This is a genomic window from Delftia sp. HK171 (genome assembly GCF_001886655.1).
GTDB lineage: Bacteria > Pseudomonadota > Gammaproteobacteria > Burkholderiales > Burkholderiaceae_C > Comamonas > Comamonas acidovorans.
Genome location: NZ_CP018101.1, coordinates 3378583 through 3394114, shown reverse-complemented (window position 1 = coordinate 3394114; position 15532 = coordinate 3378583). Strand labels below are relative to the sequence as shown.

At 61.7% G+C, this 15532-nt stretch carries 12 protein-coding genes; 6 read left to right on the top strand and 6 right to left on the bottom strand.

The features are described 5' to 3' along the window. Positions 1–38 precede the first annotated feature (38 nt). From BO996_RS15360 to BO996_RS15345, 4 genes are all read right to left on the bottom strand, one after another. Positions 39–1274: a branched-chain amino acid ABC transporter substrate-binding protein gene (locus BO996_RS15360; protein ID WP_013802774.1), complete on the bottom strand. Its 1236-nt coding sequence runs from the start codon at positions 1272–1274 to the stop codon at positions 39–41. A gap of 169 nt (positions 1275–1443) precedes the next feature. Then, a complete protein-coding gene (locus tag BO996_RS15355; RefSeq protein ID WP_043822739.1) occupies positions 1444–3081 on the bottom strand; it encodes a 3-(methylthio)propionyl-CoA ligase in 1638 nt (545 codons plus the stop codon). A 111-nt stretch (positions 3082–3192) separates the two neighbouring features. Then, positions 3193–5028 (bottom strand): CocE/NonD family hydrolase, encoded by a 1836-nt coding sequence (locus tag BO996_RS15350; protein WP_071955438.1) that lies wholly within the window; start codon positions 5026–5028, stop codon positions 3193–3195. A gap of 102 nt (positions 5029–5130) precedes the next feature. Then, positions 5131–6843, bottom strand: coding sequence for a carboxylesterase/lipase family protein (locus tag BO996_RS15345; RefSeq protein ID WP_071955436.1), 1713 nt, complete (start codon positions 6841–6843; stop codon positions 5131–5133). A 190-nt stretch (positions 6844–7033) separates the two neighbouring features. Here BO996_RS15345 and BO996_RS15340 point away from each other — a divergent pair, with 190 nt between their 5' ends. The 6 genes from BO996_RS15340 (at position 7034) to BO996_RS15315 (ending at position 11939) form a co-directional block, all read left to right on the top strand. Continuing rightward, positions 7034–8050, top strand: coding sequence for an AraC family transcriptional regulator (locus BO996_RS15340; RefSeq protein WP_043822774.1), 1017 nt, complete (start codon positions 7034–7036; stop codon positions 8048–8050). 69 nt (positions 8051–8119) lie between these two features. Continuing rightward, entirely contained in the window at positions 8120–9658 is a 1539-nt protein-coding gene (locus tag BO996_RS15335) for a protein adenylyltransferase SelO (RefSeq protein WP_071955434.1), read from the top strand. Then, positions 9655–10068 (top strand): peptide-methionine (R)-S-oxide reductase MsrB, encoded by a 414-nt coding sequence (gene msrB, locus BO996_RS15330; RefSeq protein ID WP_012205139.1) that lies wholly within the window; start codon positions 9655–9657, stop codon positions 10066–10068. Before BO996_RS15335 ends, msrB begins: the two co-directional genes overlap by 4 nt. A gap of 126 nt (positions 10069–10194) precedes the next feature. Next, complete coding sequence (locus BO996_RS15325; RefSeq protein ID WP_013802779.1) at positions 10195–10794, top strand: septation protein A; 600 nt, start codon at positions 10195–10197, stop codon at positions 10792–10794. Further along, complete coding sequence (locus BO996_RS15320; RefSeq protein WP_071955432.1) at positions 10791–11072, top strand: BolA family protein; 282 nt, start codon at positions 10791–10793, stop codon at positions 11070–11072. The genes BO996_RS15325 and BO996_RS15320 overlap by 4 nt, the downstream gene beginning before the upstream one ends. An 81-nt stretch (positions 11073–11153) precedes the next feature. Further along, positions 11154–11939 carry a foldase protein PrsA gene (locus BO996_RS15315; RefSeq protein WP_071955430.1) on the top strand — a complete coding sequence of 262 codons (786 nt, stop codon included), beginning with the start codon at positions 11154–11156 and terminating at the stop codon, positions 11937–11939. A 408-nt stretch (positions 11940–12347) separates the two neighbouring features. Here the strand turns inward: BO996_RS15315 and BO996_RS29100 are convergent, their stop codons facing one another. Continuing rightward, complete coding sequence (locus BO996_RS29100) at positions 12348–12566, bottom strand: hypothetical protein (protein WP_156897964.1); 219 nt, start codon at positions 12564–12566, stop codon at positions 12348–12350. A 287-nt stretch (positions 12567–12853) separates the two neighbouring features. After that, complete coding sequence (locus tag BO996_RS28785) at positions 12854–14974, bottom strand: S8 family peptidase (protein WP_083571221.1); 2121 nt, start codon at positions 14972–14974, stop codon at positions 12854–12856. Between the last annotated feature and the right edge of the window lie 558 nt (positions 14975–15532).

Below are 15532 nucleotides of genomic sequence, written 5' to 3'. Positions count from 1 at the left end.
TCGCGCCCCTTTGCGAAGTTCAATGGCCAGTTATGCCGTCATGAGGGTCGCTTCATCTCACAAGATGTCGGCGTGCTGGCCACATAGGGCTCGTAGTACTTCACGGGAACAAAGGTGTAGCCGGTGTTCTCCGAATCCATCGGGTACTTGCCGCCGGCCTTTTCCCAGCGTGCGATGAACAGGCCCTGCTGCAGCTGGTGGTCGCTCTTGCGCATCTCCACTTCGCCGTTGAGGCTGTTGAACTTCATGCCTTCCATGGTGGCCGCCACCTTGGCCGGGTCCGTGGTCTTGGCGCGCAGGAAGGCCTGGTCCAGCATGGTCAGGCCCGAGTACAGCGAGCCCGTGTACATGTCGTCGTTGAACTTGGCCTTGTAGCCCTTGGTGATGCGGTCCAGCGGGCCGGGCAGGTTCATGTGACCGTAGCCCACCATGTAGACCTTGTCGGCGGCGGCCGCGCCCATGGCCGTGGGCGCGCCGGTGGCGATGGCGTAGTAGGTGTAGAACTTGACGTTGTTCAGGCCTGCATCGCTGGCGGCCTTGATCAGCAGCGCCAGGTCCGAGCCCCAGTTGCCCGTGATCACCGAGTCGGCACCCGACTGCTTGATCTTGGCGATGTAGGGTGCGAAGTCGCGCACCTGGGCCAGCGGCGAGAAGTCGTCGCCCACGATCTCCACATCGGGGCGCTTGCGCTTGAGCATCTCCTTGGCGTATTTGGAGACCTGCTGGCCGTGCGAGTAGTTCTGGTTGATCAGGTAGACCTTCTTGACCTCGGGCACGTCCTTCATATAGGTCGTCAGCGCTTCCATCTTCATGGAGGTGTCCGCATCCAGGCGGAAGTGCCAGTAGCTGCACTTGCTGTTGGTCAGGTCCGGGTCCACGGCCGCATAGTTCAGGTAGACGACTTCCTTGCCCTTGTTGCGCGCGTTGTGCTTTTCCAGCGCATCCATGATGGCCAGGGCCGGGCCCGAGCCGTTGCCCTGGAAGACGTAGCGCACGCCCTGGTCCATGGCCGAGCGCAGGGCCGCCGTGGTTTCCTGCGGGCTGAGCTTGTTGTCGATGCCGATGATCTCGAACTTCACGCCCGAGGCCGTGCCCTTGTTGAGCTCCTCGGCGATGTACTGCAGGCTCTTGAGCTGGTTGGACCCCAGCGCGGCCATGAGGCCGGACAGCGGGTCGATCCACGCAACCTTCACCGTCTCGCCCTTCTGGGCCATGGCGCCCGTGGCGCAAGCCAGGGCCAGGGATGCCGTCAATGCCTTGATCGCAAACTTCATGAAGCGTCTCCTCTTGTGGTGGTTTCTGGGCGAGGCCCAGGGTAATGGCCCCTGTGCCCTGCCCTGATCGGTGATTGCCCCTAGCGGCTATCGCCGACGAGACTCGGACCGGCCGCCCCGGCCAGGACATGCCCCCGCATGCCCTGGCCCGGTGGCCGCCCGCAACGGCTCAAAGCCCCGGCAGCCGGTAGCCGGCCAGCTGCTCGCGCAGCCGGGTCTTGAGCATTTTTCCGGTGGCGCCCAGCGGAATGGCATCGACGAACACCACGTCGTCGGGGATCTGCCACTTGGCGGTCTTGCCCTCGTAGAACTTGAGCAGTTCCTCGCGCGTGACCTCGGCGCCGGGCTTCTTCGCCACGGCGACGATGGGGCGCTCGTCCCACTTGGGATGCGGCATGCCGATGCAGGCGGCCATGGCCACGGCCGGATGGGCCATGGCAATGTTCTCGATGTCGATGGAGCTGATCCACTCGCCGCCGGACTTGATCACGTCCTTGCTGCGGTCGGTGATCTGCATGAAGCCGTCCGGGTCGATGGTGGCCACGTCGCCCGTGGGGAACCAGCCGCGGCCCTGCGCGTCCTTGACCAGCGGGCTCTCGCCCTTGAAGTAGCTGTCCACGATCCAGGGGCCGCGCACCAGCAGGTCGCCATAGCTCTTGCCGTCCCAGGGCTGGTCGGTGCCGTCGCTGTCGACGATGCGCATGTCCACGCCGTAGATGGCGCGGCCCTGCTTTTGCAGGATCTTCATCTGCTCGTCCTTGGGCAGCTGCAGCTGCTTGTTCTTGAGCGTGCACAGCGTGCCCAGCGGGCTCATCTCGGTCATGCCCCAGGCATGCAGCACCTCCACGCCGAACTCGTCCTGGAAGGCCGTGATCATGGCCGGCGGGCAGGCGGAGCCGCCGATCACCGTGCGCTTGAGCGTGGAAAACCGCAGGCCGCCCGGCCTGATGTGGCCCAGCAGCATCTGCCAGACCGTGGGCACGCCGGCCGCGTAGGTGACGCCTTCGGCCTCGATCAGCTCGTACAGCGACTTGCCGTCCAGCGCCGGGCCGGGGAACACCAGCTTGCAGCCCGTGAGCGCGGCCGAGTAGGGAATGCCCCAGGCGTTGACGTGGAACATGGGCACGACGGGCAGCACCGAGTCGCGCGCCGATATGCACATCACATCGGGCAGCGCGGCCGCGTAGGCGTGCAGCGTGGTGGAGCGGTGGCTGTACAGCACGGCCTTCGGGTTGCCCGTGGTGCCGCTGGTGTAGCACATGCTGGAGGCCGTGTTCTCGTCGAATTCGGGCCACTGGTACTGGTCGGGCTGGCCGCCAATCCAGTCCTCGTAGCTGACCAGGCCCGGAATGCCGCTGTCGGCGGGCAGGCGGTCCGCATCGCACAGCGCCACCCACTGGCGCACCGTGGGGCACTTGGCATGCACGGCCTGGATGATGGGCAGGAAAGTCAGGTCAAAGCACATGACGCGGTCTTCCGCGTGGTTGATGATCCACGCCACCTGGTCGGGGTGCAGGCGCGGATTGACCGTGTGCAGCACGCGGCCCGAGCCGCTGACGCCGAAGTACATCTCCATGTGGCGGTAGCCGTTCCAGGCCAGCGAGGCCACGCGGTCGCCAGGCTGCAGGCCCAGGCCGTCCAGCGTGTTCGCCAGCTGGCGCGAACGCCGTGCCAGGTCGCGGTACGTATAGCGATGGATATCGCCCTCCACCCTGCGCGAGACGATCTCCGCATCGCCATGGTGGCGGTCGGCGAAGTCGATCAGCGACGAGATCAACAGTGGTTGGCTTTGCATCAGACCCAGCATCTATAGGCTCCTAAGGTGATTGAACTTCGTGAACGTCGTGAACTGCGGACCGCGGATTCGCGCAAGGCCAAGGCCCTGGTGCGCGATGCCGCTGCCCGCATGGAGGGTGGCTCAGGCCGGCGCCCTGGGTCCGATCCCGGCAGGGACAGGCGCATCGTTTTTCCGGCATGGTTGACGCATTGTCTTGTCGCAACTCGGCAGCGTCTTCGCATGCTCGTATGGGATATACCCTAGGACGATGCTGGAGGCATGCGCCGCGTCATGCCACAGCGTGTTCGTGGACGGCGTCTTGTCGTTGCCGAAGATCCAGTATCCGGTCTGCGATGGCGAATCCACTGTCACGCGAATGCTTGAACCGGCGCGGAACACATGCGCGAATTTCTGGATCTCCACCCGCATCAACTGGGGCTGGCCGGCGACCAGTGGCACATCCTTGTCCCGTGTGTAGGCCCCCCAGGGACGCAGCGCCGTGGATCGGCTCTCATCGAGCGCACGCTTGGACGCACGCAGCCAGCCGCGCTGCACGAACATCTCCTGCCCGTCCGGCCGCACCTCGGACACGGTGACCTGGATGTCGGTATTGGCGGCCGTGGCGCTGAGCCACAGGTCGGCCGAGCCTTCGCCATAGAAGCTCAGGTCCTGCGGCAGGGCCGCCGTGGTGAAGACCAGTTGGCCATCCTTTTCCGAAGCGGGCACGGCGGGCCAGCCTTCGGCCGCCGGGTTGTTCACCTGCGGGCTCAGGGCCGGATAGCGGTAGCTGGACGAAGCCGTGCCTGAGGCGGGTGCGCTGTCGCCCAGCGCCTGGCCCGGCTGCATCCACAGGCGCAGGGGCTTGACCTGCACAGGCAGCCGGTCAAACCGTGCCTCGCCCGTGGGCATGAGCTTGGCGCCGCCATTGAGGGCCTTGGCGTCCGTGGTCTGCATCTCCTGCAGCAGGCGCACGCGCGGCTCCTTGTCGAAGCCGTTGTCCTCGCCCTTGACGAAGCGCGCCAGGAAGTGCTTCAGCGTCTGGTCGATATGGTCCGAGGTGATGTTCGTGTGGTGGTCGCCGTTGGAGCTGACCAGCCACATCCTGTCGGGCGCAATGGTGTCCTCGTAGTAGCCCGAGCGCGGGCCGATCTGCTCGTCCTGCCAGGACTGCGTGCCCAGCGTGGGGATATTGATCTTGCCGCTTTGCAGCATGGCGCTGCGCTCCAGGTACAGGCCATCGGCATAGGGGTTGTCCAGCCACTTGATGAGGTCCAGCTCGGGCCGCTTGATCTTCTCGATGTTGTCGGCCACCGTCTTGGCGCATTCCGTGTCGCCACCGTTCTTCACCGCCAGGTCGGCGGCCGTGCGCCAGATGCGCGGGAAGCCGTTCCACCACTGTGCCGGAAAGCCGATGTTGGCAATGCCGCCCGGATAGCCCACGTCCCGGTAGGGATCGCCCACATTCTTGCTGGGCGTGATCGCCAGCAGCCCCTTGGGCCGGTGCGCCGCCACCCACAGCTGGTTGTAGCCCGAGTACGAGTAGCCGATCATGCCGATGCGGCCATTGGACCAGGCCTGCCGCCCGGCCCACTCGATGGCAAAGGCACCGGCCGCACCTACGCTTGCGTCAAACACCTTGTCATCCCCCGTGGAGCAGCCCGTGCCCGGCACGTTCAGCCCCATGACCGCATAGCCTTCCTTTGTCCAGGGACTGCTGATGTTGGGGTACGAGCCCGAGATATAGCCGTCGTACTCGACCAGCAGCGGGAACGGGCCCTGCCCCTCGGGCAGCAGCAGCGAGTAGCGCATCCTGCTGCCGTCCGGCAGGGTGATGTAGCCCGATTGCTGGCCCGGCCCCATGGGCGCGGGCATGCCCGACGATCCCCCTCCGCAGGCGGCCAGGCCCACGGCGGCGGCTGCAATGGCTCCCGCCAGCGGCCAGCGCCAGGCATGTGTGAAAACGGTCTTGACTGTCATGGGTACTTGTCTCCTTCGTTGTTGTTGGCTGTCTCTCGGGGCTTGCCGCGGCAAGCCCCTGCTCGCTCATCTACTCGCTCACCTGCCCGCTCATCGGCTCTCTCACTGCAGCCGGATACTTGTCGCGCCCGGCTCGGCGTCGAAGATCAGGCTGGACGGCCAGGGCTTCCATGTCTGGCCCAGGGCCGCGTTCTGCGGGTCGCCCGTCTGCATGAAGGCCTTGAGGCTGGCCATCATGGCGTTCGACAGCGCCAGCCGGCCCGGGGCATTCGCCGTGCTGTTGGTCACGCGGGAGAACACGGACGGCCCGAAGTTGCCGAAGAGAAAGGGCAGATCGAAGGCATGGGCCGCGCCGTAGACCGTGTTCCAGGGCGCGGGCTGGCGCGCCCAGTCGAAGCGGTAGCTCCAGACCTCGGCCTGCCGGGTGCGCAGCGTATTGAGCAACTGGTCGCGGCTGGGATCGGCGAACAGATGGGTCAGCTGCGCCATGCGGGCGTTGTAGCCGGTGACCGGCGTATCGACGGGCAGGTAGGCGGCATCGATGATGTCGGCCAGGCCCGGCGCGTTGGGCGACTGCGCATCGAAGGACTGCATCATGCGAAAGCGCGCCGCATCATCGATCCTGAAGCCCGGCTTGCCGCCCAGCGCCGCCAGCAGGGGCGCGAACAGCTTGCCCTCCTCGGCCGTGTACCCGGCCATCACAGGCATGCGGTTGTATTGGCCCGCAGCCAGCGCGGCCATGGGATCGGTGGGCAGCAGCAGGCCGTCGGGAATCGGTCCCGCGCCCGTCAGGCCCTTGGCCACCAGGGTCTGCAGCAGCACGCGCGCATCCTTGCCGCGCAGGTAGGCCGCAATCTGCGCCGGTGTCCAGCCGGCAGCCACCGTGGCGGCAGCCGCCACATCGGCAGCCAGCCCATCGGCCACCATCAGATGGGCCAGCAACAGCGCGGACTGGGTGGCGTAGGCCAAAGCCGGCTTGAGCGTGGCCAGCACGCCGGCCGGCAGGTTGGATGGAAGCGACAGCCCGCCGCTGATGGGCACCAGCCTGTGGAACAGGCCGCGCGCCGACTCGGCCGCCAGCAGCGCCAGCACATTGGTGGCACCTGCCGACTGGCCCATGAGCGTGACATTGCCCGGATCGCCGCCAAAGCCCGCGATATTGCGCTGCACAAAGCGCAGCGCCTGCAGGTTGTCCAGCAGCGCGAAGTTGCCCGTGGCCGGCGCGCCGGCCTGCATCTGCGGCATGTGCATGTAGCCCAGGATGTCCAGCCGGTAGTTGGCCGTCACCACCACGGCATTGGCGGCGCGTGCCAGGGCCGCGCCGTCATACAGCGGATCGGCCGTATAGCCCGAGATGGCGCTGCCGCCATGGATGAACACCAGCACCGGCAGCTTCTCGGCGCCGCTGGCCGGGCGCCAGATGTTGAGCGTCAGGCAGTCCTCGCTGCCCACGGGCTGGCCCAGGGTGGAGGCAATGGTGTCGTCGAAGCGGTTGTTGGCTCCCGGGCCGTACATGCGCCCGATCTGCAGGCAGGCATTGCCGAACTGGCGCGCCTCGCGCACGCCCTCCCAGGCCTTGGGCTCGGCCGGCGGCTGCCAGCGCAGCGCGCCCACGGGCGCCTGGGCAAAGGGCACGCCCTTCCAGTAATAGGTGCCCGTGGCGGCGCCATCGTCCACGCCGCGCAAGGGGCCGTAGGCCGTCTCGCGCAGTTCGGGACCTCCGCCGCCCGAGCCGCCGCAGGCCGCGAGCCACAAAGCCATTGAAGCCACGGCCAGGCGTATGCCGCCAGCCATCCACCGCTGTCCTGTGCGCATGCTTGTCTCCTGAATGGTTTTTGGGGTTTCCCGTATGGGCCGCGCCGGGCCCATGGGTCACACTGCGCAGTCGTTCGCCGCGCTGCAAAAATTCTAGGAACAGCGCGGCAAAACGCCGCTATCGCAACCACGCCAAAACAGTGACTTCAGAACGCAAACAGCGCCCCGAATGGCCCAGGAAAACCCGGTCATGACAACGCAGCGCAGCAGCTCCGCCGCCTGGGTGCGCGGCATCCTGGACATGATGGCCACCGAAGGGCTGGCCCCGCAAAGCCTGTGCGCCGCAGCCGATATCGACCTTGCCGCACTGCAGCATTCGCAGACCCGTACCGATGTGGACCGCGTGAGCCGGCTCTGGGAGCTGGCCGTGGCCCAGTCCGCCAATCCCACGCTGGGGCTGGACCGGCAACTGGCCGCGCGCCACGGCAACATCGATCTGGTCGGCTACTCGCTGGCTTCGGGCCCGCACCTGCTGGCCGGCTTCCGCGACCTGGAACGCCACATGGCCGTGATCTCGGACGCAACGTCCTTCACGCTGGAGCGCGATGCGCGCGGCTACTGGTTGTCCATACATCACATCGGCGCCACACGGCCCGTGCCGCGCCAGCGCGTAGAGTTCGCCGTGCTCACGCTGCTGGTGCTGTGCAACTGGCTGACGCGGCGCGATGTCCGGCCGCTGGCCGTGGAATTCATGGCCGAGGCGCCCGCCCCCTCGCACGAGGCCGCTTACCGCGCGGCCTTCGGCCTGCTGCCGCGCTTCGGCGAGGACGCGAACCGCTTCCTGCTGTCCGAAGCCGACCTGCTCGCCCCCATTCCCACGCACAACCCCGAACTGCTGGCACTGCACGAAAAGCTGGTCGAAACCGAACTCGACCACCTGGGCCAGGCCGGCGTGGGCGCGCGCGTGCGCCACGAGATCGCGCGCCTGCTGCCCCAGGGCGAGCCACGCCGCGAAGACGTGGCCAGCCTGCTGGGCCTGACCGACCGCACCTTGCAGCGCCGCCTGCAGGCCGAAGACACCAGCTACCAGCAACTGCTGGACGAAACCCGGCGCGAGCTGGCCCTGCAGTACCTGGGCGAGCCGCGCCGCAGCCTGGCCGAGGTGGCCGACCTGCTGGGCTTTGTGGACCAGAGCAACCTCTTTCGCGCCTGCCGCCGCTGGTTCGGCATGCCGCCGGGCCAGTACCGGCAGCAACTGCGTGCGTGAATGCATGGGGTGAATGCGCGCATGAACCTTGCGCCCCACGGGGCATAGGCGCTGGGGGACAATTCCCGCATGAACCTGCATGCTGCCGCCGAAGGCCAGGCTCCGGCGACCTCCCCACGCCCTCCCATCTCCTGGCAAGACGGCTTCGCCGCCCTGGGCCCGGACTTCTTCACCCATCTGCGCCCCACGCCGCTGCCCGAGCCGCACTGGATTGCCACCAGCACCGGCACCGCCGAGCTGCTGGGCCTGGACCCGCAGTGGCTGGCCTCCGATGAGGCCCTGCAGGCGCTTACCGGCAATGCCGTGCTGCCCGGCAGCCATCCGCTGGCCAGCGTCTACAGCGGCCACCAGTTCGGCGTCTGGGCCGGCCAGCTTGGCGACGGCCGTGCCATCTTGCTGGGTGAGACCGCCTCGGGCCAGGAAATCCAGCTCAAGGGCGCGGGCCGCACGCCCTACTCGCGCATGGGCGACGGGCGCGCCGTGCTGCGTTCGTCCATCCGCGAGTTCCTGTGCAGCGAGGCCATGCACGCCCTGGGCATTCCCACCACGCGTGCGCTGAGCCTCACCGGATCGCCCGCCCCCATTCGCCGCGAAGAGATCGAGACCGCTGCCGTGGTGGCGCGCGTGGCGCCCAGCTTCATACGCTTCGGCCACTTCGAGCACTTTGCGGCGCGTGACCAGATAGCGCCTCTGCGCCAACTGGCCGACTACGTGATCGACCGCTACTACCCCGAATGCCGCACGGCCGAGGCACTGGCCGGCAACGCCTACGCCAACTTCCTGCAGGCCGTGAGCGAGCGCACGGCGCGGCTGCTGGCGCACTGGCAGGCCGTGGGCTTTTGCCATGGCGTGATGAACACCGACAACATGAGCATCCTGGGCCTGACCATCGACTACGGTCCCTTCCAGTTCCTTGATGCCTTCAACCCCGGCCACATCTGCAACCACAGCGACACCCAGGGCCGTTACGCCTTCAACCGCCAGCCCCAGGTGGCCTACTGGAACCTGTACTGCCTGGGCCAGGCCCTGCTGCCGCTGATCGGCGAAGAGGAACTGACCATTGCAGCGCTGGAGTCGTACAAGCAGGTGTTTCCGCAGGCCTATGGCGCCCTCATGCTGCGCAAGCTGGGTCTGCCCGAAGATGCTCCAGGCACGCCGCCCGCCGAGGGGCGCTTTGCCGCCCTGGTGAACCCGCTGCTGCAGCTCATGGCCGACAACGCGGTGGACTACACCATCTTCTTCAGCCGCCTGACCGATGCGGTGGCTGCCGGTGCCGGTGCCGGCACGGACCTCGACCTTGAGCCCGTGCGCGACCTGGTGCTGGACCGCGAGGCCTTCGACCGCTGGGCAGCCCTGTACGCACGGCACCTGGCAGGCACGGATGCCGCGGCGGCCGCCGCTTTGATGCAAGAATCGAATCCGCGCTTCGTGCTGCGCAACCACCTGGGCGAGATGGCCATCCGCGCCGCAAAGGCCGGTGACTTCGCTCCGGTGCGCCAATTGCTGGCCGTGCTGCAGACTCCGTTCGACCCCCACGCCGAGCATGCCGAATGGGCAGGCTTCCCGCCCGACTGGGCTTCCTCCATCGAGATCAGCTGTTCATCATGAGCTTTCCCATCCACAAGACCGAACAGGAATGGCAGGCCGAGCTGCAGGCCAAGGGCGCCGAACCTGCCGCCTTCCAGGTGACACGCCATGCAGCCACCGAGCGCCCGTTCACCGGCCGCTATGAGCAGTTCTGGGCCGATGGCAGCTACCACTGCATCTGCTGCGGCAGCAAGCTGTTCGACTCCGACACCAAGTTCGATGCCGGCTGCGGCTGGCCCAGCTTCGACCGCGCCATCCCCGGCGCCATCACCGAAATCGTGGACCGCAGCCACGGCATGGTGCGCACCGAAACCGTCTGCAGCCAGTGCGGCGCCCACCTGGGGCATGTGTTCCCCGACGGCCCCTCCGACACAGGACTGCGCTACTGCATGAATTCCGCATCGCTGGAATTCGAGCCGCCCAAGGCCTAGGCTCCAGGCCCGCAAAAACCCCAGGCCACGCGGCCCTGCACCGATGCCGGGCCGCGCCGGCTGCGCCACAATGCGCCTGCCAAGCTCAGGCCCCATGCCTGACTCCAAGCCCATCGAAACCTTCCAATGAAGTTACTGATCGACTTTTTCCCCATCATCCTGTTCTTCGTCGCCTTCAAGGTCTGGGGCATCTACACGGCAACGGCCGTGGCCATCGTCGCCACCATTGCCCAGATCGCCTATCTGCGTGTGCGCCACGGCAAGGTCGAGCCCATGCAATGGGTCAGCCTGGGCGTGATCGTGCTGTTCGGCGGCGCCACCTTGCTGGCCCACAACGACACCTTCATCAAGTGGAAGCCCACCGTGCTGTACTGGCTCATGGGCAGCGCCCTGTTGATAGGCCAGCTGGTGTTCCGCAAGAACCTGCTGCGCTCGGTCATGGGCGCACAGCTGCAACTGCCCGACAACGCATGGCGCACCCTGAACTGGAGCTGGGCGGCGTTCTTCGCGGTCATGGGCGCGCTCAACCTGGTCATCGCCTACCGCTTCGACACCGACACCTGGGTCAACTTCAAGCTGTTCGGCGGCATGGGGCTGATGCTGGTCTTCGTGATCGGCCAGGCCATCTACATGAGCCGCTTCATGCAGGAAGACAAGGGCGAGGCAGCAGCCGCCACGCCCGACGCCCTGCCCCCGCCTGGCGTGCAGCAGGACAAGCAGCCATGAGCGCGCCCGCCCATCCGCTGCCCATCACCGCCGAAGCCATGCAGGCCGTGCTGCGCGATCGCCTCGCCCCCGATCACCTGGAAGTGATCGACGAGAGCCACCAGCACGCCGGCCATGTGGGCGCCAACGGCACCGGCTTCGGCACGCATTTCCGCGTGCGCATTGCGTCACCTTTGTTTCAAGGCAAGCCACGCGTGGCACGCCATCGCCTTGTGTATGATGCGCTGCAAGAATTCATTGACCAGGGCGCACACGCCATCGCCATCGAGGTTCTTTGAACTTTTACAGGCTCCGACGATTCGGAGCCTGTTGCGTATCCGCGCTATAGAATCAATTTTTCCTTCATATCTGGAATTCGCATGAAAAAACAGCTTCTGACCAGCCTGGTGACTGCCGCCGTGCTGAGCACCGCGGCCCTGTCCGCCTCGGCCCAGAACATCGCCGTCGTCAACGGCAAGGCTGTGCCCAAGGCACGCGCCGAAGCGCTCAAGCAACAGATCGAGCAAAGCGGCCGCCCCGTGACGCCCGAGCTGGAAGGGCAGATCAAGGAAGAAGTCATCGCCCGCGAGATCTTCATGCAGGAAGCCAACAAGCGCAGCCTGGCCAACAGCGAAGCCTACAAGCAGCAGATGGAACTGGCACGCCAGACCATCCTGATCCGCGCGCTGTTCGAGGACTTCCAGAAGAAGAACCCCGTGACTGACGCCGAAGCCAAGGCCGAGTACGACAAGGCCGTCGCTGCCAACAGCGGCAAGGAATACAAGGCCAGCCACATCCTGGTCGAGTCGGAAGACCGCGCCAAGGCCATCATTGCCGAGATCAAGGCCGGCAAGAAGTTTGAAGACATCGCCAAGAAGGAGTCCAAGGACCCCGGATCCGGCGCCCGTGGCGGTGACCTCGACTGGGCCAACCCCGGCAACTACGTGCCCGAGTTCTCCGAAGCCCTGATCAAGCTCGAAAAGGGTGGCATGACCCAGGAGCCGGTCAAGACCCAGTTCGGCTACCACATCATCCGCCAGGACGACGTGCGTCAGGCCGAGCTGCCCAAGTTCGAGGAAGTCAAGCCCGAGATCGTGAAGCAGTTGCAGGGTCAAAAGCTGAGCCAGTTCCAGAATTCGCTGCGCGAAAAGGCCAAGATCCAGTAAGATGCGTACGCGCCGGTGGTTTTTGCCACCGGCCTGACCATCACCAGCCCGCCTCGTGCGGGCTCTTTTTTTGCCTGCGTCCTTGTATCGACACGTGGGGCTGACTGCCACTTGCACTTCCCCGAAACAGGTCAAAATGGGAGACATGGCGACCTTCCCCCTGCCGCCTTGCCAATCATTCCTAGAGAGGCCCAAGAGTTGGCAGGTTAACTGAATGAAGGCTCTACAGGTGAACGCTGACCCGCTGTCCGACCTGATGGCCTCTGGGTAGCCTCTGGAAGCCTACAGCTCGCTCAAGGATTGTGGAGGCGTATGTGCCGCCGGGCATCGACGAATCTACCGCGATGGCCACGCACTCATGGCTGAAGTCATCGGCAATGATCAAGCAGTTGATGCGCCTGCTGTTGCTCAACGAGCCACTGACAAAGTCCAGGCTCCGTATTTGATGACCCATGTCGCGGCCACCAGCGGTGTGCGCTCGCCACGGTACTTCTTGCCCATGTTGCGCTTGCGCACGGCCAAGCCTTGCTCACGGCAAAGGCGAAACACCTTCTTTTGATTGGTGCCAGGAAACTCGCCCTGTCGCATGTCGTACACACGGCTATACCCAAAGCGCCGCCACTGCATGGCTACATGCCTGGATGCGTTCAGCCAAGCACGCCGTGTGTACATCGGGTTGCTGTGGATGCCGCCAGACATCCCAGGACAGCCCCACAAGACGACAAGCCCGCCGCTCATAGATCTGAGGGGTGTCCCGCATCTTGGCGATGGCCTTGCGTTTGTCTTGCGGGGCTGGCGTTTGCCCCGAGCCTCGACCTTGAGCGCGTCCAGGTCGAGGTGCACTTCGGCCAGTAGTTTCTGGAGTCGGACGTTCTCGACTTCAAGGCCTTCAACTTTGACTACACAAAATCAGTCTACGAGAATTTCAATGACCTGACTATTACACTATTACCTGGAGAAAGAATAATCTCTTTAGGAACCGAATGCTTTGCCGCGATGAAATTATTAACATCATCAACAGTCGCATTAGGGGCAACTGCTTTTATTAAAGCGATAGCCCCAGCAATATGTGGCGCCGCCATTGATGTTCCATCTGCCACGCCATATTGACCGGTAGGTACAGCAGACGCAATCCCTCCCCCTGGCGCAAGAAAGAAATGTCCGGAATACATTATTGGATTATTAATATTGGTGAAATTTGAGAATAATCCTGTATATTTATTTATTGATCCCACCTTTACAACGCCTGAAATACACGACGGATAACCAATACCTCCCCTTATGCCATTATTTCCAGTCGATGCAACCACCGCCACTCCACGGGATTTTAGATCTGCAACAAGGTCGCTGACCTGGGGATTTACTTCATTACAGTTATTTTGATATGCGGAAGCCAACGAACTCAATCCAGAAATACTCAAATTCACAGTCAACTCGTAAAGCCTCGTTACTCTTAATTGACGAATATAATCAAGACCTTTAACAAGATCAATATCATAGACCACGCCGCTATTCGGATTCGAACGCTGCCTGGATATTGCATTAATTGCAACAATATTCGAATCGATAGCAACGCCGTTCAAGATACCCCCCTGAGGATGTTGCCCACCTCGACCGGCAGCAATACCGGCAACATGAGTACCATGCGCACATATGTGATTGGTCGGAAAATTCGGTGTTGGATGGGCTAAAAACCCACAAGGCTCTGCTGCCCCAAAAAAGGTATCCGGCAAGGTATCCCCATTGGCATCAGGCACGGGACATGTAGTGTAATGATTTGCGTTATTTGTGCCATAACAAGCCTGAAGAATGGTCTTGTTATTAAATATGGGATGCATAGACTGCACGCCGCTATCAATCACCGCAATCCATTGAGAAGCCCCTCTTGTATATTGCCATATGTACTGAGCATTAGTTCCACCCACACCGCCTGCTGTACTGGTGTTAAGAGATAGCTCCCCTATCGGCTTACTAAAATCAATTTTCTCAATTCGATAGTCAGGATTTTTATATAAGCGAAGAATTGATTCTAGTTTCAATTCGATTGCAGCAGATGCGATTCCTTCCACAATCTGCAGTCTTTCCGTGGCTCCAGGCTCAACTTTTTCCACTATTTCAGAGAAAATCTTTCTAATTTCCTCTGCCTGTGATTTTTTTTCCTCAGGAGTCAATATACCGGAAATTGGGGTATACCCAGGGTAGCGTTTCAAATGGATGATGATCGCCGCATGTCCAGACAGTTCTGCCTCATCTATTGCCGCTGGATCCAAATGAATACCAAATCCATTAATATCAGAATCCAATCTCATATATTTCTTGTTGATCAATCTTATTGATCTTATATCTTTTCTATTTTTCAATTCATATAAACCTTCTATCTTCACCTCCAAATTAATGGACTGACTTTCAGCCGAAGAAGATAGCTCTCCATTTATCGATCTAGCCCCATCCATCCAGAGTTTTCCAAAATTCTCGGCGTGCAGAGATTTAATAAACTCTCTCTTCCTTTGCATGGGGTCAGATGAACCCAACGCACGCCCTTTCATTTCACCATCGATAGAACTTGCAGGAATGACGCTTACGATTGCGATACCATTGCTTATTATCTCTCGTTTTATTTTTTCAATATCACCATAGGGATCATAAATCATTTCAGAATCATTTGCAGGAACAAGCGCTCTGACTAACGGATTTTTGGACAATTTTTCAAGACCAACATTGTTCACATATACAGATAATTGACCCAGCGAGCCTTTCCAGACGGCACCTTCTACATAATATTCCTTGATGCTCTCAAGCAACTCCTCTTGTTCTATTTCAAAGTTGATTTTTGGATTTTTCTGTAGATCATGAATTGAATTCATCACATTCATGTCAATTAAGACATGCACGTACTTATTATTTCTTGCTTCATTTTCAAGAGAAACAAGATCAACATTTTCATGTGAAAAATTATCACTGCCATTTTTATCCTGTGCGGAGTAAGCCACAGAACAAAGCGACACCAAAACTGCAGGAATGATCTTTAAAGACATTATTTCACCTAAATTAAATAATTAAACCCAGCACAATCTTTAATGTAAAAGAACAATTAGCCTATTCATTCAAGAAAACGCCACCTTGAATTTTCATTCAATCAAAAAAAGTATAAAAGATAGAACCACTGATAACCCAATAGCCTCACAAGTAGCATGCAATTCAGTTCCAGCCATTGACCTTCTATCAAATCCCCCGCAGTAACTTGTAATTACCGTTTCAAGCCAACTCCCTAAATAGAGTTTGCGACCCGCCTTTTAATAGCAACCTATCGATCGCAACTTATTGATCTGATTGGGTGAAATTCCAGAAAACGAGATTTCACAGGGACCCCAGGGGAAGTCATCGAGGAGCAAAAATGGAGTGCAAGGCCCGAACCAGGCACGGTGAGATTGTTAAACGGGCTTTGGAAGGCAGATAGCAGGTCAACTGGGCAGGCCATGCCGTCTCTGACATGAACAGGGTCTGCTAAACGAGGTTTGCAGACCCTCCCAAGCGCGCTGGCGATTGCTGCGTACCAGCTGGTGTGTCAACACCTGCTGCACAGCCGAATTGGC